At 60.2% G+C, this 26,303-nt stretch carries 22 protein-coding genes; 9 read left to right on the top strand and 13 right to left on the bottom strand.

Annotation, left to right across the window (positions count from 1 at the left end; translation table 11 throughout):
* Positions 1-18: 18 nt before the first annotated feature.
* Complete coding sequence (hemC, locus tag AABE20_RS02570) at positions 19-1,095, bottom strand: hydroxymethylbilane synthase (protein ID WP_338331673.1); 1,077 nt, start codon at positions 1,093-1,095, stop codon at positions 19-21.
* A gap of 146 nt (positions 1,096-1,241) precedes the next feature.
* On the opposite strand from hemC, the gene tsaD reads away from it, so the two are divergent.
* Both tsaD and AABE20_RS02580 read left to right on the top strand, forming a co-directional pair.
* Positions 1,242-2,348, top strand: coding sequence for a tRNA (adenosine(37)-N6)-threonylcarbamoyltransferase complex transferase subunit TsaD (tsaD, locus tag AABE20_RS02575; protein ID WP_338331674.1), 1,107 nt, complete (start codon positions 1,242-1,244; stop codon positions 2,346-2,348).
* The gene (locus AABE20_RS02580; RefSeq protein WP_338331675.1) at positions 2,345-3,166 is read left to right on the top strand and encodes a 23S rRNA (adenine(2030)-N(6))-methyltransferase RlmJ; all 822 of its coding nucleotides are present in this window, start codon (positions 2,345-2,347) and stop codon (positions 3,164-3,166) included. Before tsaD ends, AABE20_RS02580 begins: the two co-directional genes overlap by 4 nt.
* 27 nt (positions 3,167-3,193) lie before the next feature.
* On the opposite strand, the gene AABE20_RS02585 is transcribed toward AABE20_RS02580, so the two are convergent.
* From AABE20_RS02585 to AABE20_RS02595, 3 genes are read right to left on the bottom strand one after another with little or no spacing between them, the layout of a single operon-like run.
* A complete protein-coding gene (locus AABE20_RS02585; protein ID WP_338331676.1) occupies positions 3,194-3,943 on the bottom strand; it encodes a MarC family protein in 750 nt (249 codons plus the stop codon).
* A 51-nt stretch (positions 3,944-3,994) separates the two neighbouring features.
* Positions 3,995-6,061, bottom strand: a complete 2,067-nt coding sequence (locus AABE20_RS02590) for a lysylphosphatidylglycerol synthase domain-containing protein (protein WP_338331677.1) — start codon at positions 6,059-6,061, stop codon at positions 3,995-3,997.
* Positions 6,062-6,078: 17 nt separating this feature from the next.
* On the bottom strand, positions 6,079-7,698 hold the full coding sequence (locus tag AABE20_RS02595; RefSeq protein WP_338331678.1) for a lysine--tRNA ligase: 1,620 nt from the start codon (positions 7,696-7,698) through the stop codon (positions 6,079-6,081).
* A gap of 156 nt (positions 7,699-7,854) precedes the next feature.
* Here AABE20_RS02595 and AABE20_RS02600 point away from each other — a divergent pair, with 156 nt between their 5' ends.
* Positions 7,855-8,610: a competence/damage-inducible protein A gene (locus AABE20_RS02600; protein WP_338331679.1), complete on the top strand. Its 756-nt coding sequence runs from the start codon at positions 7,855-7,857 to the stop codon at positions 8,608-8,610.
* 42 nt (positions 8,611-8,652) lie between these two features.
* On the opposite strand, the gene AABE20_RS02605 is transcribed toward AABE20_RS02600, so the two are convergent.
* The 3 genes from AABE20_RS02605 to AABE20_RS02615 form a co-directional block, all read right to left on the bottom strand.
* Entirely contained in the window at positions 8,653-9,609 is a 957-nt protein-coding gene (locus AABE20_RS02605) for an acetyl-CoA carboxylase carboxyltransferase subunit alpha (RefSeq protein ID WP_338331680.1), read from the bottom strand.
* Between the two features lie 81 nt (positions 9,610-9,690).
* The gene (locus tag AABE20_RS02610) at positions 9,691-10,584 is read right to left on the bottom strand and encodes a tyrosine recombinase (RefSeq protein ID WP_408740650.1); all 894 of its coding nucleotides are present in this window, start codon (positions 10,582-10,584) and stop codon (positions 9,691-9,693) included.
* Positions 10,585-10,619: 35 nt separating this feature from the next.
* Entirely contained in the window at positions 10,620-10,880 is a 261-nt protein-coding gene (locus AABE20_RS02615) for a hypothetical protein (protein ID WP_338331682.1), read from the bottom strand.
* A gap of 65 nt (positions 10,881-10,945) precedes the next feature.
* On the opposite strand from AABE20_RS02615, the gene aroB reads away from it, so the two are divergent.
* The 6 genes from aroB to AABE20_RS02645 all read left to right on the top strand — a co-directional run bounded on the left by aroB (position 10,946) and on the right by AABE20_RS02645 (position 19,864).
* Positions 10,946-12,676, top strand: a complete 1,731-nt coding sequence (gene aroB / locus AABE20_RS02620) for a 3-dehydroquinate synthase (protein ID WP_338331683.1) — start codon at positions 10,946-10,948, stop codon at positions 12,674-12,676.
* Between the two features lie 347 nt (positions 12,677-13,023).
* Entirely contained in the window at positions 13,024-14,121 is a 1,098-nt protein-coding gene (locus AABE20_RS02625; protein ID WP_338331684.1) for an OmpA family protein, read from the top strand.
* 765 nt (positions 14,122-14,886) lie between these two features.
* Positions 14,887-15,384 carry a GtrA family protein gene (locus AABE20_RS02630; protein WP_338331685.1) on the top strand — a complete coding sequence of 166 codons (498 nt, stop codon included), beginning with the start codon at positions 14,887-14,889 and terminating at the stop codon, positions 15,382-15,384.
* A gap of 153 nt (positions 15,385-15,537) precedes the next feature.
* Positions 15,538-18,183, top strand: a complete 2,646-nt coding sequence (gene alaS, locus AABE20_RS02635; RefSeq protein ID WP_338331686.1) for an alanine--tRNA ligase — start codon at positions 15,538-15,540, stop codon at positions 18,181-18,183.
* A 93-nt stretch (positions 18,184-18,276) separates the two neighbouring features.
* Complete coding sequence (locus AABE20_RS02640; RefSeq protein ID WP_338331687.1) at positions 18,277-18,966, top strand: phosphatidylserine decarboxylase; 690 nt, start codon at positions 18,277-18,279, stop codon at positions 18,964-18,966.
* 7 nt (positions 18,967-18,973) lie between these two features.
* On the top strand, positions 18,974-19,864 hold the full coding sequence (locus AABE20_RS02645) for a CDP-alcohol phosphatidyltransferase family protein (protein WP_338331688.1): 891 nt from the start codon (positions 18,974-18,976) through the stop codon (positions 19,862-19,864).
* Here AABE20_RS02645 and AABE20_RS02650 read toward each other — a convergent pair.
* From AABE20_RS02650 to AABE20_RS02675, 6 genes are read right to left on the bottom strand one after another with little or no spacing between them, the layout of a single operon-like run.
* The gene (locus AABE20_RS02650) at positions 19,853-20,350 is read right to left on the bottom strand and encodes an NADH-quinone oxidoreductase subunit B family protein (RefSeq protein ID WP_338331689.1); all 498 of its coding nucleotides are present in this window, start codon (positions 20,348-20,350) and stop codon (positions 19,853-19,855) included. The genes AABE20_RS02645 and AABE20_RS02650 overlap by 12 nt on opposite strands.
* A 36-nt stretch (positions 20,351-20,386) precedes the next feature.
* A complete protein-coding gene (locus tag AABE20_RS02655; protein ID WP_338331690.1) occupies positions 20,387-21,883 on the bottom strand; it encodes an NADH-quinone oxidoreductase subunit D-related protein in 1,497 nt (498 codons plus the stop codon).
* Positions 21,883-23,016 carry a hypothetical protein gene (locus AABE20_RS02660; protein ID WP_338331691.1) on the bottom strand — a complete coding sequence of 378 codons (1,134 nt, stop codon included), beginning with the start codon at positions 23,014-23,016 and terminating at the stop codon, positions 21,883-21,885. The genes AABE20_RS02655 and AABE20_RS02660 overlap by 1 nt, the downstream gene beginning before the upstream one ends.
* Positions 23,013-23,600 (bottom strand): hypothetical protein, encoded by a 588-nt coding sequence (locus tag AABE20_RS02665; RefSeq protein ID WP_338331692.1) that lies wholly within the window; start codon positions 23,598-23,600, stop codon positions 23,013-23,015. Before AABE20_RS02665 ends, AABE20_RS02660 begins: the two co-directional genes overlap by 4 nt.
* Positions 23,597-24,613: a hypothetical protein gene (locus tag AABE20_RS02670; RefSeq protein ID WP_338331693.1), complete on the bottom strand. Its 1,017-nt coding sequence runs from the start codon at positions 24,611-24,613 to the stop codon at positions 23,597-23,599. Before AABE20_RS02670 ends, AABE20_RS02665 begins: the two co-directional genes overlap by 4 nt.
* Positions 24,610-26,280: a hypothetical protein gene (locus AABE20_RS02675; protein ID WP_338331694.1), complete on the bottom strand. Its 1,671-nt coding sequence runs from the start codon at positions 26,278-26,280 to the stop codon at positions 24,610-24,612. Before AABE20_RS02675 ends, AABE20_RS02670 begins: the two co-directional genes overlap by 4 nt.
* Between the last annotated feature and the right edge of the window lie 23 nt (positions 26,281-26,303).

Here is a 26,303-nt window from a genome sequence, read left to right on the forward strand (position 1 = left end):
GGGCAGTTGCCTGTATTTTTACGCGTTTTCCTCAAAAATATCGGAAGGGCTGTCCTTGCGCAGACTGCACCCGAGTTCGCGCCCAAGGCGTGCGGCATCCTCAGGAGCGCCACTCAGGCTGCGTTTGAGCAGGAAGGACCCATCCTCGCGCGCAACAAGGCCGGTCAGGTGCAGTTTGGGCGTATCCCCTGCAACAACGGGAATAAGCTGGGCATAGCCCCCAATCGGCGTACGGCATGACCCGTCCAGTTCCGCCAGCAAGGCGCGTTCGGCCGTGGCAACGGCGCGGGCCTCGTAATCTTCAATCGCGGCCAGCAGTTCGCGCAGTTCAACATCATCCTCACGCACCGTAACGCCCACAATGCCCTGCCCTGCGGCAGGCACCATAACGGTGGGAGAAAGAACAATGCTGGCGCGCTCGGCCATGCCAAGGCGGCGCAGACCAGCCAGCGCCAGCAAGGTGGCGTCACACTGCCGGGCGGCAAGCTTGTCGAGTCGGGTCTGCACATTACCGCGCAGCAGGCCGAACTTGAGGTCCGGGCGGACATGCAGCATCTGCGCCTGTCGGCGCACAGAAGCACACCCGACCAAAGCCCCTTCCGGCAAAGCGGAGTACGGGTCATCCGGGTCGGACTGTTCCAGACGGGGGCCAAGGATCAGCGCATCCCGCGCATCTTCACGCTTGAGCGTGCAGGCCAGCACCAGACCGGGGGGGAGTGTGGTCTCCAGATCCTTCAGGCTGTGTACGGCAAAATCAATCCGCCGGTCGGCCAGCGCTTCATGAATTTCCTTTGCAAACAGCCCCTTACCGCCAATTTCTGCCAGCCGCCGGTTCTGCACCTGATCACCCGTGGTGTTAATCTGGTGCTCCTGAAACGCGTTCATGTCCCGCAATACGGGGCAAAAGCGCGTAAGCGTGGTCAGGAAGGCGCGTGTCTGGACCAACGCAAGCGGAGACCCACGCGTGCCCACGCGCAAAGGCAGGGAATGACGTCCCGAATGACTGCCCGCCTTTTTTTGGCGTGCAGCAGCTTCCGCGGCAACCTCCTGCAAAGCGGGAGAAAGGACGGGTGAGGAAGGGTAGGCTGAATCCATAAGATGTGTCTATTACCGGGAATGGAGAAAGGACAAGATACGATGAAGCCCGGCTGGTCTGAAAAACTTGCGCGACCGGAAAAACATTCCGCCCCTCCCCATCCGTTGCATTCGTGCAAGAATACCGCTTTTTTTATGGTGCGTCCATGAGTGACCTTTTAGCCACCCACCAGCCCGCCGGGCCGGTTCTGGCCATTGAATCTTCGTGTGACGAAACGGCCTGCGCCATTCTGGCCCCCGATGGGACCTGCCTTGCCCAACGCGTTGTCTCGCAAGATGGGCATGCGGATTTTGGCGGCGTGGTGCCAGAAATAGCCGCCCGCGCGCATCTGGCCCTCCTGCCCGCTCTGGTGGAGGCCACACTGGCCGATGCAGGGCTGGCCACCACGGACCTTGCCTTTATTGCCGCAAGCACCGGACCGGGGCTGATCGGTGGGCTTATTGTTGGCACAAGCTTTGCCAAGGGGCTGGCTCTGGCGCTGAATGTTCCGTTTGTTGCGGTCAACCATGTGGAAGCCCACGCCCTGACCGCCCGGCTGCCCGGTATTGTGCCCGGTGGCGCCCCCTTCCCCTACCTGTTGTTGCTGGTCTCGGGCGGGCATTGCCAGTGCATTGCGGTGGAAGGCGTGGGCCATTACCGCAAGCTCGGCGGCACCATAGATGACGCGGCGGGCGAGGCGTTTGACAAGGTTGCAAAAATGCTCGGCCTTGGCTGGCCCGGCGGCCCGGCGTTGGAAAAACTGGCGCGCGAAGGCAAGCCAGACGCCATTGCCCTGCCCCGCCCTCTGCTGCACCGGCAGGGGTGTGACTTCTCATTCTCCGGGCTTAAAACCGCCATTGCGCAAAAGCTGGCCCCCTACGGTCAGGACCCGCTCCCTCACCAGTTTGCAGCCGACCTTGCAGCATCCTTCCAGCAGGCGGTAGCCGATGTGGTGGCCGACCGCATAAACCACGCACTGGACATGATGCCACAGGCCCGCCTACTGGTCGCTGCGGGTGGTGTTGCCGCCAATACCACCTTGCGCGCCCGGCTGGAGGACGTGGCCCAACGCCGTGGCCTGCGCTTTGCAGCCCCCCCACTCAAACTCTGCACGGATAACGCCGTTATGGTCGGCTGGGCAGCGCTTGAAACATGGCGCGAAAGTGCCGAACGCGGCCTGCCCGCCCCCAACAACACCACCCTGCGCCCACGCCCGCGCTGGCCATTGGAAGACATGGCCCAACGCTTTGAACCCAGTCAGACCCCCGCATGAACTACCGCCACATCTACCACGCCGGCAATTTTGCCGATTGCATGAAACACACCCTGCTGGTGAGCCTGCTCCAGCATTTTTTGCGCAAGGACTCGCCTTTTCTGGTGCTGGACACCCATGCGGGCATTGGCCGCTATGACCTTGAAAGCCCAGAGGCGGAAAAAACCGGCGAATATCAAAGTGGCATTGGCAAGCTGTGGGCAGAAACCCCGGACAGCCCCCTATCGCCATGGCTGGAATTGGTGCGCAAGGCCGGTGGGCCACGCTTTTACCCCGGCTCGCCACTGCTTGCATCGCTTATGCTGCGTCCGCAGGACCAGTTGATCTGCTGCGAAAAACACCCCGTTGATAAACGGGCACTTTACCGCCTGTTTGCAGGCCAGACCAACATAAGCGTGCACGAGCGCGATGCATATGAAAGCCTGCGCGCTCTACTGCCGCCCAAAACCGCAAAACGCGGCCTTGTGCTGATCGACCCTCCGTTTGAAGAACCGGGCGAATTTGATCGGCTTGCCGAAGCCCTGCACACCATTCGCACCCGCTTTGCCGCCGGCATGATTGCGGTATGGTACCCCATCAAACACAGAACACCGGTGCGCCAGTTCCACACCAGCGTGGAGCAGGCCGGACACCGTAATGTACTGGTTGCTGAATTACTGATGCGCCCACCCCATAACCCCGATGCGCTCAATGGCGCGGGGCTTCTGGTCATCAAACCCCCTTATGGGTTTGCCACGCAGGCACAGCACCAGCTTGACCGGCTAAAAACCGCCCTTGGTGCGTTTGAGGCTACGGTCAGCGAACTGGTGCCTGAATAAAGCACCACACCGCCCTTCCACACCCTCTCAGGTATTTTTGGCAGGGTGTGGCATGTCCTTGAGCAGGTTATGCCACATATCCATTGCAAAACCCTGCACGCCTGCGGCCAAAATCTGCACGCCAATGCACAGCAGAACCAGTGCCGCCATGCGGCTAACAATACGCGTGCCGGTTACCCCCAGCATGGACACCAGTTTTTCCGAACTGGAATAAGCGGCCCACACAATCAGCACCACACAAACAGCGGCAAAAGTTGTGCCCGCCGAATACGCCCAAAAGGAATGACCCGATGGGCAACCAGACCCCAGAGCAATAGCCACCGCAATGGTGCCCGGCCCCACGGTAAACGGCATGGCCAGTGGAAAAAACGCGGAATCCGCCCAGTTGGGAGACATAACCGTGCGCCCACCCTGCAGGGCCTGCTTTTCCTTCTGTGCTTCCACACTTTCAGGGCTTTGCAACAGGTTCCATGCCCGCACAGCCACAACCAGACCGCCCGCCACGCGCAGAGCGTTAACGGTGACGCCAAAAAACGCCAGCACGATCCCGCCCAGCCATAACGAGACAATGACCAGCATAAAGGAATAAAAAGAGACCAGCCGTGCAAGCGCCATAATCTCCCGCTGGGAACGACCAGCAGAAGCCTGCGCAAAAATAAGAGCAGCCCCAAACGGATTAACAATGGAAAACAGGGCCGGAAAGGCCAGTAGAAAGGAAGAAATCCCAGTTCTGACCATACTGCCGCTTAGCAGAATCTCGGGTAGATGAACCGCCATAACCCCGCCCAGAACTCCAACAGAATAAACGGCTGCGCGCGCAAACGCCGATTACAGGGGAACGCTTGGTACGTCCTTGTTGTCTTTATAGGTTTTTACAAAACGCGATACCAGAGCAATATCCCCCGGCGGGTAGCACAGGTTGGTATTGCTGCCATCTTCCAGCGGCCACACGTTCAGCCCAATATCGTTGTAAATGCGGACAAAACTGTCCCCTACCTGCCAGAAGGCCAGCCGTAGCCCCTGCTGCAAGGCCAGATCGCGCAAACGCCAGATGGCCGAAATACTGTCATCTTCCTCGCCCGCGGGGTCGCCAAGCCCGATCAGCATGTTTTTGCGGGAGATAAAGGGAATGACCGCATCGCCTGCCTCCCCTTCCACAAAGCCTTCAGGCTTCATATCCGCAATATCGGGCAGGGCATGTCTGAGCGTTTTATAGTGCTCGGCCATATCCTCCGTCCATGACTGGATGGGAATGCGGGCAGGCCACATCAGCCGGGCCAGCACAACCAGCGCCAGCAGCACAGCAAGGGCCACGGTCCAGCGGACAGCCCCATGTGCGGGCGAGGCCAACATAAGCTGCCACCAGCTCCCCGCCCCCGCGTTGCGCGTGGCCAGCGCAATAATGCACCCAGAAAACAGCAGCAGGCACAACAGATTGGAGAGCGAGAGAGGCTCACTCAGCAATTTGGCGCGCCGGTAGTAGCAGTTACGGAACGGCGCAATAAACAACGCGGACAGCCCCAGCATAAAGGGCACAAAAATTGTATTCCCGCGCAGGAAGGTCATGACCGTTGCCACAAGCAAAAGCCCCAGAGCGCCACGCCACGCCAGCGTAACCCGCTGGGAAAGACCAATGGCCAGACCGATAAGCGCCACCCCCATGAGTGAGAGCAGATAATTACCCCCCACATGCACCAGCCCTGCAAACGTGTCCGGCAGCATGGAAAACTTGGGAACAGGCTCCATCAGCACAAGGCAGAGCAGCAACACCCCACATATCGAGACAGTGCCCGTTGCCACGCCAACAGAAAACGCGGCTTCGCTCTCACGCACAACCTGACTGGGCCTACGCCGGACAACCTGCGCATCTGCCCCACGGTTGCGGTTTTTCTTTTCGGCAAGGGCTGCATCGCCACGCAGAAAAAGCTCATGCCCTGCAAACATAATCCCCGCGATAAAGAGAGGGATAATGTAGTAAAAAAGCCGGAAGATCAGCACCATGCCCAAAATCTGGGGGGCGGGCATATACGGCCCCAGAGCCAGCAGCATGGCGCCATCAAACACCCCCAGCCCACCGGGCACACTGGCAACCAGCCCCGCTGTGTAGGATGCAATGTAAATGGCCAGAAAAGACCCAAAATCCACCCCGCACCCTTTGGGCAGCAACACAAAAGCTATGCTGGCCGTAGCCGCAACTTCCGCCGTAGCCACCACGGTCTGCATAATGGCCATGCGGGGCGATGGCAGGGCGACCACCCATTTACGGAACCGGAATTCACGCAGCCAGAAGCCCAGCCCGATATACCCGGCCACCGCCAGCCACAGCACCCCGCCAATACAGGCCAGCACCACCTGCGGCACACGGTTGCCAATACCGGGGAGCACAGAAGGCTCCAGAATAAGAACCGCACCAATAAGGACCGCAGCCCCCAGCAGGTAGGTCGCGGAGCAAAAAGCAATAATCTGGGTAATGGCAAAGGCGTTAACGCCCCAGTTGCGGTACAGCCGATACCGGACCGCAGCGCCCGATACCGCCGAAAATCCCAGATTATGTGACAGCACATAGGAGCAAAAAGCCGCAAACGCCGCCCTGCGGAACGGCAGTTGCCCATATCCGACCTGAATGGCGGCCAGCCGGTCGTAAAAAGACAGAATGAAGTACGAAAGCAGCGTACACCCAACAGCAGCCCACAACTGGAAGGCGGGAATAGCCTCCATGGCCTGCCGAATGTCCGCCATTTTCAGGTGTCGCACCTCATGCTCCACCACAATAATGGCGGCCACCATCAGCAGCAGCCCGACCAGATGGGGCAGATGCCTCAGCCTTTTTTTCCACCCCTTCTCCCCCGCGTGGAGGTCAGGCTGCTGGTTGGGGGGCTGGGTCGTCTGCGTCATCTGCTGCCATACCCTGCTTAAACCTGCGTATCTCGCAGGAGGGCGGCGTCAATCAGGGCAATGGTCTCGGGCACACCATATAGCGCGACAAACCCGCCAAAACGCGGCCCTTCCTTTTGCCCCAGAAGCACTTCGTACAGGCAGCCAAACCAGCTTCTGAGTGGCTCGAACGCATGGCGCTTACCAATTTCGAACACAAGATTCTGTAAGGTGGAAGCATCGGCCGCCTCGCCTTCAAAACCCCTCAGGGTTTCAGCCAGATCGACCAGTGCTGCGCGCTCCTTGTCCGTTGGCGCACGGAAGGTTTTGGCCGGACGCACAAAGTCCGCGTAATAGGCGATTGCGTGTTTGACCAGTTCCGCCAGCATGGGGTGTGTTTGTGGCGAAACCGCCGCATCGTAACGGCGGATAAAGCCCCACAACACTTCTGGCGTGTCCGCATTGGCAACACTGGCCAGATTGAGCAACATGCCAAACGGCACAGGGCTACCTGCATCCTCTGGCACGGTGCCTTTATGGATGAACCATGCCGGGTTTGCCCGCACATCATGCCCCGCCGGGTTTTCCGCCTGAAGGGCGCGTGCCTTGTCCGCATGCGTCAGGTAGTCATCCGCCGTTTTGGGAATCACATCAAAATACAGCCGCTTGGCGCGCTGCGGCTGGTTGAACATAAACTGGCCCAGACTTTCGGGCGGAGCATAACGCAGCCACTCCTCCACCGACAGGCCATTGCCCTTGGATTTGGAGATTTTTTGCCCCTGTTCATCCAAAAACAGTTCGTATGTCAGACCCGCAGGCGGTGTGCCGCCCAGAATCTTGCAGATTCGGCCAGACAGACGCACGCTATCGATCAGGTCTTTGCCCGACATTTCGTAATCAACGCCCAGCGCGTACCAGCGCATGGCCCAGTCGGCCTTCCACTGCATTTTGGCATGACCACCAGTGACCGGTGTTTCAAACACCTCACCCGTTGCAGGGTCCGTCCAGCGCACGGTGCCCGCGGCGGCGTCAATCGCGTCCATTTTAACCTGCATGACCTCCCCCGTGCGGGGGTGCAGCGGCAGAACGGGGGAATAGGTCGCACGGCGGTCCGGCCCCAGCGTGGGCAGGATAACAGCCAGAATCTGGTCGTGCACTTCCAGCACGCGCCGCAACGCCGCATCGAACCGGCCATAGGTGTAATACTGGGTGGAAGACGCAAATTCGTATTCAAACCCGAAGCTATCAAGGAACGCGCACAACCGGGCGTTGTTATGGGCTGCAAACGACTCGTGGGTACCAAACGGGTCTGGCACGCGGGAGAGCGGCTGACCAATGTATTTTTGTAGCATTTCGCGCTGGGGCACGTTGTCGGGCACCTTGCGCAGGGCGTCCATATCGTCCGAAAAAGCCAGCAGGCGCGAGGGGCGGCCCGTCAGGGCTGTGTAGGCCTGACGCACCCAGGATGTGCGCGCAACCTCACCAAAGGTGCCAATATGGGGCAGACCCGAAGGTCCATACCCGGTTTCCAGCAGAGCCGGGCGCTCATCGGCGCCAGTGCTGCTACGTGTTGCAACATGATCGGCCAGTTTACGCGCCTCTTCAAAAGGCCACGCGCGCGGGAGATCGGAAGCGGATGCTGTTTGGCTATCTGACATGCGCGGGAAGCTATGAATTGCACGGCACCCGGTCAATGCAAAAACGCGCAGGGCACCCTTTGGAGTGTAATTTTTACGGCCATTGACCCCGCAAACACTCCGCTCCATCCTTCACACTCATTCAAGAAGCCCAGAACAAAAGGTCAGACCCGAGTCATGCGCCGCACTTCCGCACTCATCCTTATTGGTAACGAAATCCTTTCTGGCCGCACACGGGACGACAACATCCAGTTTCTAGCACTCCGTTTGGGGGAACTGGGCATTCCGCTGGTCGAAATCCGCGTGATCCCCGATATCCGGTCCACCATCATCAACACCGTAACAGACCTGCGCGCCCGTTTTGACGAGGTGTTCACAACCGGCGGCATTGGCCCAACGCATGATGACATAACATCCCCCTGCGTGGCCGAAGCCTTTGGTGTGCCGTGGGAGATTCACCCCCCCACCTTTGCTGTGCTGCAAGAACGCTTTGGGCCGGAAAACTTTAATGCCGCCCGCCAGCGCATGGCCAAGCTGCCCAGAGGGGCAACCCCCATTGCCAACCCCGTATCCATTGCTCCGGGTTTTAGCCTTGGCAATGTGCATGTTCTGGCCGGAGTGCCGCGCATTATGCGCGCCATGTTTGAGGAACTGGCCCCAACCCTGCAAAAGGGCGCGCCCGTTTTTTCGCGCACATGGCACACGACATTACTGGGAGAGGGCGCACTGGCCGATGGGCTGGAGGCGATTCAGGACCGCTTTGCAGATCTGGACCTTGGCTCCTACCCCTTCCACCGCGAAGGGGAGCGCCATGGTGTAGCACTTGTGGCCAAAGGTCAGGACATTCAACGTGTGAACGAGGCCGCACAGGCCATTTATGACCTGCTGAATGCAAAAGGCGGCGCACCCGTGGAGGGTGAACCGCCTGCCTGATCCGCTTGGGCCAGCCATAACTGGCTGGCCGTTCAGGACGGGTCAGTGCAGGGCTTCGCGCCCCATAGCCAAAAATTTCTCGCGGCGTAGTTCTTTAAGCTTCTCAGGGGCCAGCGGCAGCAGGTCCTTGAGCATCCCCCCCAGCACAGTGCGCACCGCATCCATGGCAGCAGCCGGGTCACGCTGGGCGCCACCCACGGGTTCGGGAATGATCTGATCAATCAGACCAAGGCGTTTGAGATCCTGTGCCGTCAGGCGCAGGGTTTCCGCCGCAGTGCTGGCCTGCTTGGGGTCGCGCCACAAAATGGAGGCGCAGGCCTCGGGCGAGATCACGGAGTAAATGGCGTGTTCGAGCATAAGAACACGGTCCCCTGCCCCCAGCGCGACTGCACCGCCAGAACCACCTTCGCCAATAACAGTGGCGATCAGGGGGACGGGGGCATCAAAACACGTGGCAATGGAGCGGGCAATGGCTTCGGCCTGCCCACGCTGTTCCGCATCAATACCGGGCCAGGCGCCTGCAGTGTCGATAAATGTGAGAATCGGCAGCTTGAACTGGCCAGCCATCTTCATCAGGCGCTGGGCCTTACGGTAGCCTTCTGGCCGGGCCATGCCAAAATTGTGCTGGAGCCGTGTTTCCAGGTCCGAGCCGCGCTCGGTCCCGATCACGACCACGGGCATGCCATCAAAACGGCCAATGCCACCAATAATGGCCTTGTCATCCCCAAACAGCCGGTCGCCCGCCAACGGCGTAAAATCCGTTATGAGCCGACCAATATAGTCCTGCGTGTGCGGACGCTGGGCATGACGGGCCACCTGCACTTTCTGCCAAGGTGTAAGCTTGGCGTAGATCGTGCGCAGGTGCTTTTCCGCCTTATCAGAAAGGCGGGCCGTTTCTTCTTCTATATTGACCCCTTCGGGGTCGGTCATCTGCCGCAGCTCGTCGATCTTGTTCTCAAGTTCGGCGACGGGCTTTTCAAAATCCAGGAACTGACGCATGAGCAAAGCCGATAGCACAATGGCGCTTAAAGCCAAGTCACTTCGTGCATCCAAATGTGTTCTGGGCGCGCTTTTTGCCCCTCAATCACCCAAACCAGCGTTTTTGGAGGCCGAAAGAGGGTGATGCTCAGCCACAACCTGCCGCAACCTCTCGGTTTGTACATGGGTATAAATCTGGGTTGTGGCGATATCCGCATGGCCCAGCAGCATTTGCAGCGCGCGCAGGTCCGCCCCATGCGCAAGCAAATGGGTCGCAAAAGAGTGGCGCAGCACATGGGGCGACAGACGCGCAGGCTCCAGCCCGGCTTTTTGCGCCACATCATGCAATATCCGGTCAAAAGCCTGCCGGGTCATGGGGCGCTGGGGGTCTCTGCCGGGAAAAAGATAGGGGCTGTTCAGCCCGGCATCGGCCGCAACCAGCGCCTGTGCGGCCTGCCGTGCGCTATCGGAGAGGGGAACAAGCCGCTCCCTCCCCCCTTTGCCGCGCACACTGAGCATACGCTGGTCCCCCGCCAATGCCTGCCGTGGCAGCCCCAGCAGTTCAGAAATACGCAGCCCCGATGCATACAGCAGCTCCAGCGCCGCCAGCCCCACCAGCGCGCGGCGTTTTTTGGCGGCGGAGGCTCCCTCAGGCTCTACGCAGGCATCCAGCAGGGCAAGCACTTCCGATTCGGATAAAAAATGCGGCAAAGCCTGCTCCGCACGGGGGGAATCGAGGTGCTCTGCCGGGTTGTCCGTCCGCAGTCCTTCGCGCAGCAAAAACAGATAGAACTGCTTGATGCACGACAGGCGGCGCGCAACAGTCCGCCGTGACTGCCCCTGCGCGGACAAATCCGCCAGCCAGCCACGCAACCCTTCAGCAGTTGCTGCGCGCAGGGTCTGCCCTGCCCCCACCAGACTTTGCGCGCAGGAGTCGAGGTCGGCCTGATAGGCCAGCAGGGTATTCGGCGCGGCCGCACGCTCGGCCGCCTGCATTTCCAAAAACAGCTCCACGCAGCCTTCCGCGTTACTCACTGGTGAGCGGGAGCCGTATCCGTGGGGGCAATGTTAAGCTGGGCTGGGGCCGCAGGCACAACGGGCGTTACAACAGGCACCGCCGGAGCCGGAGGCACGGCAACAGACGGCGTTGTAGCCACCGCTTCGGCCGCAAACGGCAGGTCATGGTGGACGGGCTGCTGCACAGGTGGCCGACCGGCAACCCCCAGAGCGGCAAAGCCCCCAAGCGCACCAAGAACAACAACGGCAAAAGCGATCAGAACCATACGGCTCATACAGGCAGGCTCCCCTAACAACAGATATAGGTGTGTTCTTTCTGCTCTATGTTAAGCTAGGCTTCATGTCATCACGTATCTCCTCCCCCTCCCCAACCACGGACCCGCCGCCCATCCCGCTTGATCTGGAGCGGATTGTCCGCAACCCGTGCAACAACGGCATGACATCGGGGCGCAGCATTGTGCTGGTCGGCCTTATGGGTGCTGGCAAAACAACCGTTGGTCGCCACCTTGCCGCCAGACTCGGCCTGCCGTTTGTTGATGCCGATATTGAGATCGAACGGGCCGCAGGCTGCTCCATTGCCGATGTGTTCCAGCTTTATGGCGAAAGCGCGTTCCGCGATGGTGAACGCCGGGTGATTCGCCGCCTGCTTGAAGGCCCACCCATGGTGCTGGCCACAGGGGGTGGCGCGTTCATGGATGCCCAGACTCGCGCACTGGTGCGCAGGCAGGCGGTTTCGGTCTGGTTGCGCTGCCCGCTGCCGGTTCTGCTCCGCCGCGTTGCCGGGCGCACGCACCGCCCACTGCTTAACACCGCATCCCCCAGAGATGTGCTGGACCGGCTGATGACCATCCGCCACCCGGTCTATGCCGAGGCCGAGATTATTGTCGATTGTGGAGACAACAACGTGGAACACACCACAACCCGCGTTATGGAAGCACTAGCCCTGTCCCGCCGTCCGCTACGGCTGCCCGTCTCCCTGTCCAGAGCGTCGTATGATGTGGTGATCGGCACGGACCTGATCAGCCGTGCGGGTGGGTTGCTTGCGCCTGTGCTCCCCCAGAAAAACGCTATTATTATTACCGACAGCAACGTGGCCCCGCTCTACCTGCAAAAGCTGGAAGATTCGCTGCACGAAACAGGCGTACGCACCCGTAGCCTACGCGTAACGCCGGGCGAGCAGAGCAAGTGCCTGACCGTCTACCAACATCTGACAGACGCGATTCTGGAACAGGGCGTGGAGCGGCGCACAACCATTATTGCCCTTGGTGGAGGAGTCGTGGGGGATCTTGCCGGGTTTGTGGCCGCCACAACCCTGCGCGGGCTACCATTTGTGCAAATCCCCACCACCTTGCTCTCGCAAGTCGATTCCTCCGTGGGTGGCAAAACCGGCATCAACACACGCTGGGGCAAAAATCTGCTGGGCGCGTTCCATCAGCCCCTGTGCGTGCTGGCAGACGTTACAACGCTCAGCACCCTCCCCCGGCGCGAGCTGGTCGCGGGTTATGCAGAAATTGTGAAGTCCGGCCTGATCGGCGACCCCGCTCTTTTTAACTGGTGTGAAAAACACGGAGCCGCCGTTCTGGATCAGGAACCCGAGGCACTGGCCGAAGCCGTACGGCAGGCCTGCGCCTTCAAGGCCCGCGTTGTGGCGGAGGATGAGCGCGAGGAGCAAAAAAGCAACGGGCGCGCCCTGCTCAACCTTGGCCACACCTTTGGCCACGCGCTGGAGGCCGAGCTTGGCTACGATGGCCGCCTTTTGCATGGCGAGGCCGTGTCCATCGGGTTGCATCTGGCCTTTGCGCTTTCGGCCAGGCTGGGGCTTTGCCCAACGGAAGATCAAATCCGCGTGACCCAACATCTGGAAAACCTGAACATGCCAGCGCATATTCGGGACCTGCCCCAGACCTTTGCCGTGGACGACCTGATGGCCCACATGCAGCGTGACAAAAAAATGCAGGACGGGCGTCTGTCATTTGTTCTGACCCACGGAATCGGTCGTGCCTTTACCACACAGGATGTTCCTGCAGATGCAGTCAGGGAAATACTGATTGCCGATGGCGCGCGGGGCTAACAGAATCAGAGGCATGCGCTTTATTTTAAGAGCGTTGCAAATTTGCAACCCAGTCTTAATTCCGCCTTATTCTGGCGCGAGAGCATGCCTCAGATCTGCATTGCAGAGCTAATGGATACAGTAATCGAAGCAACTACAACGCTGCATGCAGCCAGTTCATGTTCATGCTGCAAAATGATCTGTTGCAACGAAAGCACTGCTGTGTCTTTTAGTCGACAAGAGTATGGGAGGTCGCCATTCCCGAATGGGTGGTAACCACTTTATACGAATTTTTGGTGCATTGGGTGGTCAGTTACGCCAGTAATTGGTAGAACATCATCACCTAGATGAAATATTGAGGGCAAAAAATGCGTCTCCGCACGGCGTTACTCGTAACAACCCTGATGGCAGCGGCTCCGGCGGCCGCATCTGCCACCACCATCACCGGTCCGTATGTCGACCTTGGCGGCGGCTACGACCTGACTCAAACTCAGACGTTCAAAACCAAATACGATGACGGCAGTCACGACAGCAACAAAGTCGGCCACAAAAGCGGCTGGGCCGGTTACGGTTCTGTTGGCTGGGGTTTTGGCAACGGTCTGCGCGCTGAAGTGGAAGGCACCTACCTGCGTTCCAACCTGAGCGGTAACTCGGGCGCCTATGGCCGCAACAAAGGTAAGGATTCGTCCTACGGCGGTTTTGTTAACGCCCTGTACGACTTCGACCTGACGAAGTTCGGCATCAACAATGTGCCCGTAACACCGTTCATCGGTGCTGGTGCTGGTTACCTGTGGACGCAGGAACATCATAGCTTCGGTTCTTCACCGGGTTATGGCTACCGCGGCACAAAAGGTGGCTTCGCTTATCAGGCTATTGTTGGTGCAGCGTTTGACACGGGTATCCCTGGCTTCCAGGTGACCGCGCAGTACCGCATGATCGGTCAGCCGGGTTCCTTCCGTAACGGCCAGTTCGCGGACACTTCTGTGCCCACAAACCAGACCAGCGTTGACCATCGCTTCAACCACCTGTTCATGGTTGGCCTGCGTTATGCGTTCGACACGGCTCCGCCGCCCCCGCCGCCGGCTGCTCCGATCGTTGCCGCTCCGGCACCGCTGCCCGCACGCTCCTACCTCGTGTTCTTCGATTGGGACAAATCTGTCCTGAGCGCACGTGCACGTCAGATCGTGGCTGAAGCTGCTCAGGCTTCCACCCACGTGCAGACCACCCGCATCGAAGTTAACGGTTACACCGATAACTCCGCAGCACACCCCGGCCCGCGCGGCGAAAAGTACAATCTGGGCCTGTCCCTGCATCGTGCTGAAAGCGTAAAGGCTGAGCTGGTTCATGACGGCGTTCCGGCTTCCGCCATTGACATCCATGGTTATGGTGAAGCCCATCCGCTGGTCCCGACCGGCCCGAACACCCGCGAACCGCAGAACCGCCGCGTGGAAATTATCCTCCACTAATCGGTCTGCTCCGGGTTACTTCGGAACAAAAAAAGGGAGGCACCTTAGCGGGTGCCTCTTTTTTTGTGCCCAATGCTCCATCACCACGCAACGAGAGTAAGCCTTTTCCCCCTCCCCTATACTGTTCGCTTGCAAGAACAGTGTGTGTTTAGGTTTCCATCCTCTCACCTCAACCACTACTGACAGCATGAGGGGGTAAAGCCCGCAACCAGACCTATAAAATTAATAAACGCTGCTTTTTCAAAGCATAATCAGCATTTGCAATACAGGGGGCAGACTGGTGGTCACATCCCCCATACCCTCGTGCCAATAGCGCCAATGCTTACAAAACCAGTACAGACCGAGATGCCCATTGCGACCAGCGTATATGTTTGATGAGTCCAAACATTATTGTTTCTACACCTGAGCCAACACTCATCTGTTCTGTTCAGAGTGGTTTATCCGACCAACCTCATGGCTTCGCTCTGGGTGCACACACCAAATTACACGCGCACATTCAACAGAATCTGCCATTCGCCCTGCTCAGAGCACAAAAAGCCTGACGGCTCCAATGACGCCGCGCCACATTGCAGTCAGCAACACTCACAATCGGGTGCGATCTCCCGTTTCAACACCAGAGCTAACGACAAAACCAGAATATTCCGGGCGCATCCTGTTTCAGCCCCCCTCTCCAGCCTTATTCTAAAATCAGGCATGGCGGCGCTGCTGGGCACCTTCATTTTTTTATAGCTTGCCCTGATCATATTTTTCTGACTTCTGCATCGTATGCGCCTCGTTCTTCCATTCAGACCGTCCCCACGTCTGCTACGCTTTTTGAAATTCTGCGTTGTCGGCAGCCTTGGTTTTATATGGGACACAAGTTCCGTTTACGCTTTGCGTCCTTTAATCGGATTAACGGCAGCAACGCTGGCTGCCTATTTTATTGCAGCAACACTCAACTGGATTCTGAATAGCCTGTGGACATTCCGGGGCGTGGGCCACCATGGCCACCCGGTCCTGCAATGGCTACGATTCCTTTCGGCCAATAGTCTGGGTTTTCTTCTGAACCGTGGCACGGTCTACACGCTGTTTTATGCTTTTCCGCTTTGTATCCAGCATCCGGTACTGGCTCTGGCCTTCGGCAGTTTTGCCGGATTGGTGGCCAACTTTAACCTGAGCCAGAAAATAGTTTTCCGCGAAAAACCACCCACATCGGCACTTGAACTTGCCGAAATGACCGTGGAAATCCCGGCCATCGATCACACACACAATGCCGAGCCATAATCCTGCCCTCTTTCAGAGAAGCACAGGGTGCGCTACATTTGCCCCAAGGTTTAAGAGAATACTGCGCATATCATCCGGCCGTGAGCATCATTCTGCCCTATGCGGGAAGGTATTACGCGCCCAACCAGTTTCAGGACTTTGCTGCCTCACGCCATGCTGACAACAAATGAAATCCGCACCGCTTTTCTGGACTATTTTGCCAGCAAGGGCCACCAGATCGTCCCCTCCTCGTCACTCGTGCCGAGCAATGACCCCACCTTGCTGTTTACCAACGCAGGCATGGTCCAGTTCAAAAACGTGTTTACAGGGCAGGAAACACGCCCCTACACGCGCGCGACAACGGCCCAGAAAGTGGTCCGTGCAGGCGGCAAACACAATGATCTGGATAATGTCGGTTACACGGCCCGGCACCATACGTTCTTTGAAATGATGGGGAATTTTTCCTTCGGAGACTACTTCAAACCACAGGCCATAGAACTGGCATGGACCCTGATGACCAAGGGTTTTGGCCTCCCCAAGGACAAACTGCTTGTTACCGTCTATGCCGAGGATGAAGAGGCCGCCGGTCTGTGGCGCTCCATTGCCGGGCTGGATGACAGCCGCATTATTCGCATTCCCACCTCAGACAATTTCTGGCGGATGGGCGATACCGGCCCGTGCGGCCCGTGCTCCGAAATTTTTTATGACCATGGCCCCGATGTCCCCGGCGGCCCCCCCGGCTCCCCCGATGAAGATGGCGACCGGTTTGTCGAAATCTGGAACCTTGTGTTCATGCAGTATTTCGAAGACCCGCCGGGCACACGCTCCCCCCTGCCTCGTCCGTCCATTGATACGGGCTTGGGGCTGGAGCGCTTTGCCGCCATTATGCAGGGCAAGCGCGACAACTACGATACGGACACGTTTGTCTCGCTCATTAACGCATCATCGGATCTGACCCATCAGGCCGTGGATGGACCGTTCAAGGCCAGCCACCGCGTTGTGGCGGACCACCTGCGGTCCACGGCCTTCCTGATTGCCGATGGCGTTCTGCCTGCCAAGGATGGGCGCGGATACGTGCTGCGCCGGATCATGCGCCGCGCCATGCGCCATTTGCACATGATGGGCACCACGGACCCGGTTTTTTACAAACTGCTCCCCGCCCTCATCCAGCAGATGGGCACAGCCTACCCCGAACTGGTGCATGGGGAAGCCCTGATCCGTGAAACCATGCGCGGTGAGGAAGAACGCTTCAAAGCCATGCTCGACCGTGGCCTGCACCTGCTGGACGACGAAAAAAGCAAACTGGCCTCTGGCGCGCCACTCCCCGGCGATGTGGCCTTCCGCCTGTACGACACGTTCGGCTTTCCGCTGGACCTGACACAGGACGCTCTGCGTGGCAGCGGCCATGATGTGGACGTCAAAGGCTTTGATGAGGCAATGGCCATCCAGCGCCAGCGCGCCCGCGCGGCATGGACAGGCTCGGGCGATACCGCGGTTGAGACCATCTGGTTTGAAGCGCGTGACAAATTTGGCGCATCCGAGTTCCTTGGCTATTCCACCGAACAGGCCGATGCCGAGGTTCTGGCCCTTATTGCGGGCAATGCATTCCTGCCAGAAGCAACACTTGGGCAGGAAGTGGCCGTGCTGCTCAACCAGACCCCATTTTATGGCGAAAGTGGCGGTCAGGCGGGCGATACGGGTTTTCTCAGCGCCAAAGGGCTAAAAATCGCAATCCGCGATACGCAGAAAAAAGCGGGCGACCTGATCGTGCATTATGGCACGGTAACCGAGGGCACACTCAAACCCGGCATGGCGGTCACCGCCACGGTTGACCATGACCGCCGCTCGGCCATTCGCGCCCACCACTCCGCAACCCACCTGCTGCACGAGGCCATGCGCCGCCGCCTTGGCGCGCATGTGGCGCAGAAGGGCAGCCTGAACACCCCGGACCGCCTGCGCTTTGACGTTAGCCAGCCCCGCCCGATTACTGCGGAAGAACTGGCCGATATTGAGGCGGAAGTGAACCATCGCATCCGCCAGAATGCCGCCGTAACCACCCGGTCCATGACCCCGGAGGAAGCCATTGCTGAAGGGGCGACCGCCCTGTTTGGCGAAAAATACGGCGATGAGGTCCGCGTGGTGGCTATGGGGCCGGCCGAAGATGGCAAGGGAGCTTGGTCCATGGAACTGTGTGGCGGCACGCATGTCAGCCGCACGGGGGATATCGGGCAGTTCCGCATTGTGGCCGAAAACGGTGTTTCCGCCGGTGTCCGGCGTATTGAAGCCGTGGCAGGCAAAGCGGCCGAATCTCTGACCGCAACAAACGAGCAGAGACTGCTCCAGCTTGCCAGCATGATGAAGGTAAGCGTGGCCGACGCGCCCGAACGACTGGCAACCCTGCTGGAAGAACGCCGCGCCATGGAACGCCAGATTGCCAACCTGCAACGCCAGATGGCCACAGGCAGTGTTGCAGCAGCAGGAGTGGAAAAAGTAGGCGCCGCCCGCTTGGCCACACGCAATGTGGGCGAAACGCCCGCCCGTGAGCTTAAAGGTCTGGCGGAAACCATTCTCAAGCAGGGCGAGGCCGATGTGGTGGTCCTCATTTCCTGCGCTGACGGTAAAGGCAGCGTTGTGGCAGCCGTTGCCCCCGCTCTGACCGAAAAGGTGAACGCGGTCGCGCTGGTCAAGGCGGCCAGTGTTGCCATGGGCGGCAAAGGTGGCGGTGGACGCCCCGACATGGCGCAGGCTGGTGGCCCCGATGGGGCCGCAGCAGATGCGGCCTTTGCAGCCGTGCGGGATGTGCTCAAAACAAGCGCCTGACACGAACGCTGCGCAAACGAAGGCGCGGAACAGGTATGGACCTTCCTGTTCCGCTACTTCCCCTTGGTCCGCCTTTGGCGTAAGGATTGAGTTATGTCTTTACTTGCATCCCTTAAACTTGTTGTGGCACGCCCCCACCCCGAAGCCCGGCCTTTTCTGCTGGCCTCTGGTGTGGCGTCTGCCGTGTCCTACCTGCTTGGCCGCAAGCTGCGCTGCCCAAAACTGCGCCTGCTTGGCCATGCCAGCACCGGTTTTTTTGGCTTCTGCCTTTATTTTTTCCGTGATCCGGAACGCGTAACCCCTGCCCGCAACGATGTGGCGGTGGCCCCTGCGGATGGACATATTGTGTCCGTTGAAAAAATTGCCCCGCCCAAGGAACTGGGCATGGGGGAAACGCCAGTGTGGCGGATTGCTACGTTCCTGTCCGTTTTGGACGTGCATGTTAACCGCATGCCTGCGGCTGGCACGGTCACCCGCATTGCCTACCACCCCGGCCTGTTCCTGAACGCCAGTCTGGACAAGGCGTCCGAACAGAACGAACGCAACGCGCTGAGCCTGACCCTGCCAGACGGGCGCATGCTGGCCGTGGTCCAGATTGCAGGGCTGGTGGCACGCCGGATTGTCTGCTCCGTGACCGAAGGAATGCAGATGGAAGCCGGTGAGCGTTTTGGGCTGATCCGCTTTGGCTCCCGCACCGACCTGTACCTGCCACCGGGCGTTGAACCGCTGGTAGCTGTAGGCCAGACCATGGTCGGCGGTGAAACCGTCATGGCGCGTCTCTGACAAGCCTGTGACACTCCCCGCACCAACATCCCCCCCGGCGGTCCTGCCCGACCCCAAAACCTCTCCGCAGCCGCGCCGCCGCAAACGGCGTGTGCGCAACAAAAGCCGGGGACCGTCCTTTAACCGCCTGATCCCCAACATTTTAACAATGCTGGGGCTTTGCGCGGGCCTGACCGGTATGCGCTTTGCCATTGAAGGGCGTTTTCAGGCAGCAGCGGCAGCCCTGCTGATTTCCGCTTTTATTGATGGTCTGGATGGTCGTATTGCCCGCATGCTGCGTGGCGCTACACGGTTTGGCGCGGAATTTGACAGTCTTTCCGACTTTTTGTGCTTTGGGGTTGCGCCGTCCTTTTTGCTGTATTTCTGGGCAATCAAGGACAGTAATCGCTACGCTTTTCTACCCTGTCTGCTGTTTACGGTCTGCATGGCGCTCCGCCTTGCGCGCTTTAACGCCAATCTGGATGGGGAAGAACTGAAACCCAAATATGCCAGTAACTTTTTTACCGGCGTGCCCGCACCGGCGGGGGCCGGGCTTGCCCTTTTCCCGCTCTTTTTGGGGCTGGAAGCACAAAAGCTTGGCATAGACTGGCTGTACAACCTGACCCGCCTGCCCTGGTTACCGGACTTTACGCTCACCAGCACAGCCCTGCTTCTGGTATCCACCTTGCCGGTCTGGTCGTTCAAAAACTTTAAGGTGCCAGCCCAGTTTGTGCTGCCCCTTATGCTGGGTACCGGTATTTACGCCGTTATTCTGGTAGCAGACCCATGGGCTGCACTGGCTGCGGCAGGTGTGATCTATATGGTTTTGCTGCCCTTGAGCCGCCGCAGCTTTCTCAAGCTGAAAAAAGCGGCTGAAGACCTACAGAACGATACAACTGAAACGCCCTCAACCCCCTGAGGGCGTTTCCTTTTTTCCACTCTGCGCGGCACTACCAAGCAACGAGCATAGTCCATTCAGGATTTCCTGCGGGCTGGGTGGGCAGCCTGTAATGGCCAGATCGACCGACACGCGGCGTTCCAGCCCCCCCATAACTGCGTAATTTTCGCTGAACACACCACCATCAAGCGCGCAGGTGCCAATGCTGATAATCCCTTTAGGGTCTGGCATGGCCTCCCACGCTGCTTGCAGAACCGGGGCCATGGTGCGCGTAAGGGGGCCGGTGACCAGCAGAACATCTGCAGATCGGGGGGAGTTCACAAACCCAAACCCCGCGCCCTGCATATCATAGGGCAGGCTGGTCATGGCCTGTAGCTCCATGCCACAGCCCCCACAGCCCCCCGTATCCACATGAAAAAGCAGCAGGGGCCAGCGGGGACCAAGCGGCTTGCGCTTTTGCCTGCCCTTCCAGAACGCCGTATTCATAACCGCGCGGATCAGCCCCATGACCGCCCTGCCCTGTGCCTGTTCATTCCTGCTCCCCTAACCATCCAGCGCCGCCGCGTTCACACCTAGCGAGCAGGCCAGTAACGCCGTGTTTTCCGCCGCATGGTCAGGCAGGGTCTGCTCAAACACCAGCAGGGCCGATGTTTCGGGCTTGCGGCAGAAAGCCTCCGCCACGCGGCCCTGCGCCAGACGGACCCAGTACAGCACTCCGCCCCATGGCCCTTCCACCAGCCCTGTTCCTTCCCCATCCTGCATGGACAGGGGCACACTCCCGCCTGCTGCAAGCCCTATGCGGGCGGAAGCAAGATCAAGCATCCGCAGGCTTTCCTCCACTTCGTCAAGCAGCAGCAGGGCGCGGTCTTCCGCCGTGCCGTTCTGCCTGCCCGATGTATAGCGCCACAATCCCTCATAGGCGGGCATAATGCGCCTGCCGTCACAATCCCACCCTGCGGCACGGGCTACAGGGCCATCCAGCCCGACCCGCTCCAGATCATCGGCCTGCACACGCCCGACACCCCCGAGCAATGCGGCAAGGCCGGGGTATTCGCGCCACAAAAGCACCAGTTGTGGATAGCCCTGCTGCCCCAGTTCATACAGTCTGGCGCACAGGTCCCCCATTTGCGGCGCGTCCCGCAAGGACAGGCCACCGGGAATGCACACATCCATCAACAACCGGGACCCGGTAATGGGGGCGGCTTCAGCCACCAGTTTTTCGCGCAGCGCCATGCAATGCGAGGCCACCATATGCGCCCCCGCCAACCGCGCCATGCCCGCCAGAGTATACAGGTGGTGGAACAGCCGCTCCATCTCCAGCAAAGCCACACGAAGGAGGGCGACCTCCGTGCCCACACTCTCCCCACAGGCATTTTCCACGGCCTGACAGAACGCAACCTGATGGGCCACAGAACTACCCGCCGCAACCCGGGCGCTCAAACGGCAAACATCCTCCACCCGTGCATGCCGCGAGCGGGCGGCAAGGCCCCGGTGGGCGTAGCCTGTCTGTGTTTCACCATAAACGACGAGCGTACCAGACAGAACAAGCCGTGTGTAAAACGGCGGGGTCAGGGCGCCAGAGGCAGGTCCATGCTCCTCCACCCGCCCCTGTGCCGCCGCCATGGCGTCGGACGGCTGGAACGTAATAAGCCCTTTGTGCTGCCCCCCCCGCCCCGGCGCCAGACCCAGTGGGGTTGTGGCGGACCATACATCGTGGTCAAGCAGAGGGCGAACATCCACCGCCCACATGGCCTCGGCGCCAAACAGGTCATAGATCGCGCGCTCGTACAGGCTGGAAGCGGCCCGTGCGGGGGAAATAGCCGGGTAGCGCCCCCCTTCAAGAGCGAGCGTTGCGGCTAGTGGGTGTCCATCGGGCAAAAACAGGGCGTGTACATCTGCCCCATCGCACCACAGGCCAACAAATGGCAGGTCGTCGCTGCGGAGCAGGTCCACCATGTCTCGCCATGCCAGTTCGTCCAGCCGGAAGCGCCATGGGGTTGCGGTCTGCTCGCCCGCGTAAATGAGGGAGACAACATCCATCAGAACGCTCCGAGCATCATGGCCAATGGCACCAGAAAACCCATGATCGTCAGGACCGAACACGCCACACGCCCGGCCATATCCTCCGGCCAGAACAGGCGTGCGGCCTCCCGGTCTGGCACCGCGCGCAGCACGGCGGCCAGAATGCCACACACGGTCAGGACCGCCACAGGCCATGACCAGTCGGTCATAACGGAAAGCAGGAGCAGGCAGCCCACAAACGGCGCACCGGGTGGAAAGCACGCCAGAACATTAACCGCCCAGCCACGCCCGCTCCGGTTACCCCCCGCAAGGCACCACCCGCACAGGAACAGCAGGGCGGCAACATCCGCCTCCACCCCAACAGCCATAAGAGCAAGTGCCGAGGGGAAGGTGCGGAACAGTCTCTGCCTGTCCCCCGCACGGCCAGCACTGGCTGTTAACCAGACCGAAACAAGCCCCGCGGCCACAAGGGCCATTTCAAACGCCGCACCACCATGCCCGCGCAGGCGCATGGCCAGAAGAATGGACGCGCCAGCAAAGGGGAGGAACAGAAAACTATCGTTCCTATCGCGCCAGAACTGACCAAACGGCGCCAGACCCGTTAAAATAACAAGGCCACAGGCCATCATCAGGCCAGAAACCGTGCTCCCCTGTGGCAGCAACAGGCCAGACAGCACAAGGACAGTCCCCACCGAGCCGGTGCGGATTAACCCCCATCCGGTTTTGGCCTGCCCGGCCGGGCGCGTAAACACGAATACCCCCCACGCCAGAGCCAGTTCCAGAATACCCAGCCCCACTGCCGGTTCGGGAGCCACACAGGCCAACCCCGCCAGAGCGGTGCACACATGAGGCAGACTGCGCAGCAGACGGTCGGGCTGAACGGCGTTTTCCAGCACCAGCAGCAGCAGGCCAAATGCCAGCATAACCCGGCCTGCCCTTTGCACCGGGTCATCATCCCAACCACTGGCATTGCCACCAACCGATGGGAACATGAACACAATAACCGAAAGAGCGCAGCCAGTACCGGCCATCCATAAAGCCGCCTCGCGGCTGCGTGGAGCAGGCATGGCCGCCACAACCAGAGCGCCAACAAAAGGCCACACAAACGCAAGGGCGGCCAAAAAAACCGTGGCTTCCATGCCCATACTCATACGTCTGCCCCTGTGTCTGATGGGCCAGCCCGTCTGGTGCTGCGCTGGCCAGCGGCACGCAACGGCACAACACGCGGCATAATCCGGTGAACACACATGCCGCCAAGGAGCAGCACCACCGCACCAGCCAGCGCCGCCACACCCAGCACCACGGGCTGATGGCCCAGCACGGCAGACAGCAAAACGCCTTCAACACAGGTTAAAAGCCCCGCCCATTGCCAGACCATGCTCTGGCGGCACACAACAGCCACAAGGCCCGCCACCATGGTGCACAACCCGGCGGGAAAAACCGCACTCCCCGCACGGCTACAGGCAAGCAGCAGCAGGACCATAAGTCCCAGCGCAAAAAACGGCACAGCGGCGCCACTACGCTCAAGCGTGGCGTCATGCTGATAACGGGTTAAAAAAAGCGGAGGCACAGCCGCAAAGAGCAACGCCAGCACAGCCCCGACTTCGTGCGGGGGGGTTAGTCCATCCACCAGCATGGCCAGAGCGGTTACCACCCCCGCAAGCAGCAAAAACCCCACACCGCGCGCAACAACACACAAGGCCACCATGGGCACAAGAATGGCAATAAGGGTCATTGCACCTCCTCCATACCTGTGGTGGAGGCCTGTGGACCACCGTCTTGCACAGCAGCCGCCAGATTACTGTCATCACGGTCAGGCAATCTGGGGTGAACAGACCATGTAACCTGCAAGGCCAGCACCCCGAGCAGAAAAATACTGACCAGCCGAACGCGCGCACGCCGCAAGGGCGGCAGCACAACCAGCCTGACCAGTGCAAGCAACACACCAGCAAACAGCAGTTTTACGCCCCAAAGGCCAAAACCAAGCAGGCATTGGCTTAACCATTGTTCCATTCCGCCATCATCAGGCAGGGCAAGGCTGCCCGGCCATGCCGTGTCCAGCGCCAGCACAACCCACGCGATCTGCACACAGTCCGCCGCCCAGAGCCACATGGCCCGCTCCGGCCCGGCAAGTAACGCAACCTTATCGTCCTGCACAGGCCACGCCAGAGCAGGAACCAGAAACAGGGCAACGCCAGCCAGCACAAAAGGCGCGCCATCGGTCACGGGGGAAAGCCCATGCACCCGGGCCAGAAAATCTGAAAAATCACGCGCGCCACAGAGCAGAAAAACCGGAACCAGCGCAGGCAGCAGCAGAAATGTCCCCAGCATGCCACGCGCCCCACGCACAGCCCCCAACCCGCCATCCAGCACATACGGCACGTTCAGCAGCACATGCGCCATAACCAGCACACAGCAGATCAGCAGCAGCCCCGGTGCGGGCAGGTCGGGAATGACCAGCGTAAATGCGGGCGTAAGCCCGCAACCCAGCACAGCCAGCACCAGTGCTCCAGCACAGGCAACACCTGCTAACTGCGCGCCATTTTGCTGCAACCGGGGGCGGCGGAACTGGTGCCATATATCCTGCCACCGCCCCATAACGGGAAAGGACGACACCCCCGACAGCCGCCCGGCCACACGCCCCACAAGCCCGCTCAACCACGGGGCGGCCAACACCATGGCCAGAGCCTGCACAACCATAAGCGGCAGAAAAGCGAGGATCCAGCCCCAGGGAATGGAATGCGTCATTTACCCACAAACAGCCCTGCCAGCAGGCCCACCCCCATAAGAAGCAGAATAAGAACCATACCCTGCGCTTCGCACCAGCCGGTCACTCTGAACAGGCTGCGGCGCGCATACCGCCACAAAACCACTCCCCGGCGCGGCAAAGCCCCACCCGCTCCCGGCCCGCGCAGAGCGGCAACCGCGTAAGGCGCCAACAAAAAACCACGCCATGCTGGCCACAAAGGCAGCCTGTCCATGCTGGCATGGTTCTGCACCCCGCTCTGCGCTGGAGTTGCCTCGCACAACGGAGCGCCCTGCCGCCATGCGGTAACCTGCCGCGTTGCGGGGGCAAAGGGCATAAAACCAAACAACCGGACCAGAAGTGCTGTGGCACACAGCGCCAGCACCACACCCAGCAGAACAAGCAGAGGGGTCAGGCGGGCGGCATGGCCTGCAAAATGCACGGTGGTCAGATCCTGCCATGTTATGGGCAGCAGCGGCGGCCCCACAACCAGATGATCCGCCACAAACAGCCAGATTCCGGGCAAAAAAGCCAGCACACTGGCCAGCACCGCACAAACCCACAAAGGCAGGACCATAGCTGACGGAGCGTCCGCGGCACCAACAGGTCCAGACAGAAGCAACAGGCCCGCGCGCACCAGACCGGCATTGAACACAACGCCAAGACCTACAAAAAACACGACCAGCACAACCGCCAGCAGCGCCATAACAGGCTGCGTGGCCTCGACCGAATAGTTCCCACCGGCCAATGCCGCCCACAGAACCAGAAACCCGCCACATGGTGGAAGCGCGGAACACTGGAGCAGCACAACCCCCAACAGCCATCTGGCGGATTGGGTGTGCAACACGGCGCCGCCAACAGCTTCCCTCCGCTGGGCAGTCCACAGCAGGCCCAGCAGCGCCACAACGGGGCCGCCCATACCCAGCACAACCGTTGTGCGGAACGTATCCGCACCACCAAGAGGGGAGGAAAGCGCAAGCACAAGAGCAAACACCAGCATGCCGTACCAGCATGCCGCCAGCCCCGCCACAAGGCCCGTACCCTGCTGGTCACGCATGGCCTGCGCAAGCCCCGCACAGGCCACCACACCACCACACACCAACAGCACAACCTGAAAGAGCAGCGGCAGCTCCCCCACCTCCGCCAGCAGACGGCCCAGCAAAAACAGACCAATACAGGCAGGCAAAACCGCCAGTGGCCCCCGCTGAACACCAACAGACCAGCCTACCAGCAGCACCATAACCCCCAGTAACGGCACGGACAGAGTGCTATCCGCAGGAATACACGCAGGCAGAACAGCAAAGGGCAGGCACAGCCCACGCTTGCCCCGCCCAGCCAGCAGCACAAGAGCCGTGCCCGTAAAAAGCCCAAAAACCAGAGGCGACAAGGCCAGCACACCCAGACAGGCCAGCACACAGGCAACCCCCGCCCGGCCCCTGCCCACCAGCGCGCCCACACAGGCCAGAATGGCCAGCATGGGCAGGGATGGCCCATCCGCCCCGAACACGGGGAACCAGCCCAACTCCCCTTCCACACGAAAGGACGCCCCGATCAGGGCCGTTACCCCGGCAAGGCTCCATAACGCCGCCAGAATTTCCGCCCGCCAGAATGCCATGCCGCGCAGGAGCCTGTCCGGCACCACGGCAACAACACCCAGCGCCACCAGCACCAGAAGCAGACCACAAAGAACAC

Source organism: Acetobacter zythi (genome assembly GCF_963921165.1).
GTDB lineage: Bacteria > Pseudomonadota > Alphaproteobacteria > Acetobacterales > Acetobacteraceae > Acetobacter.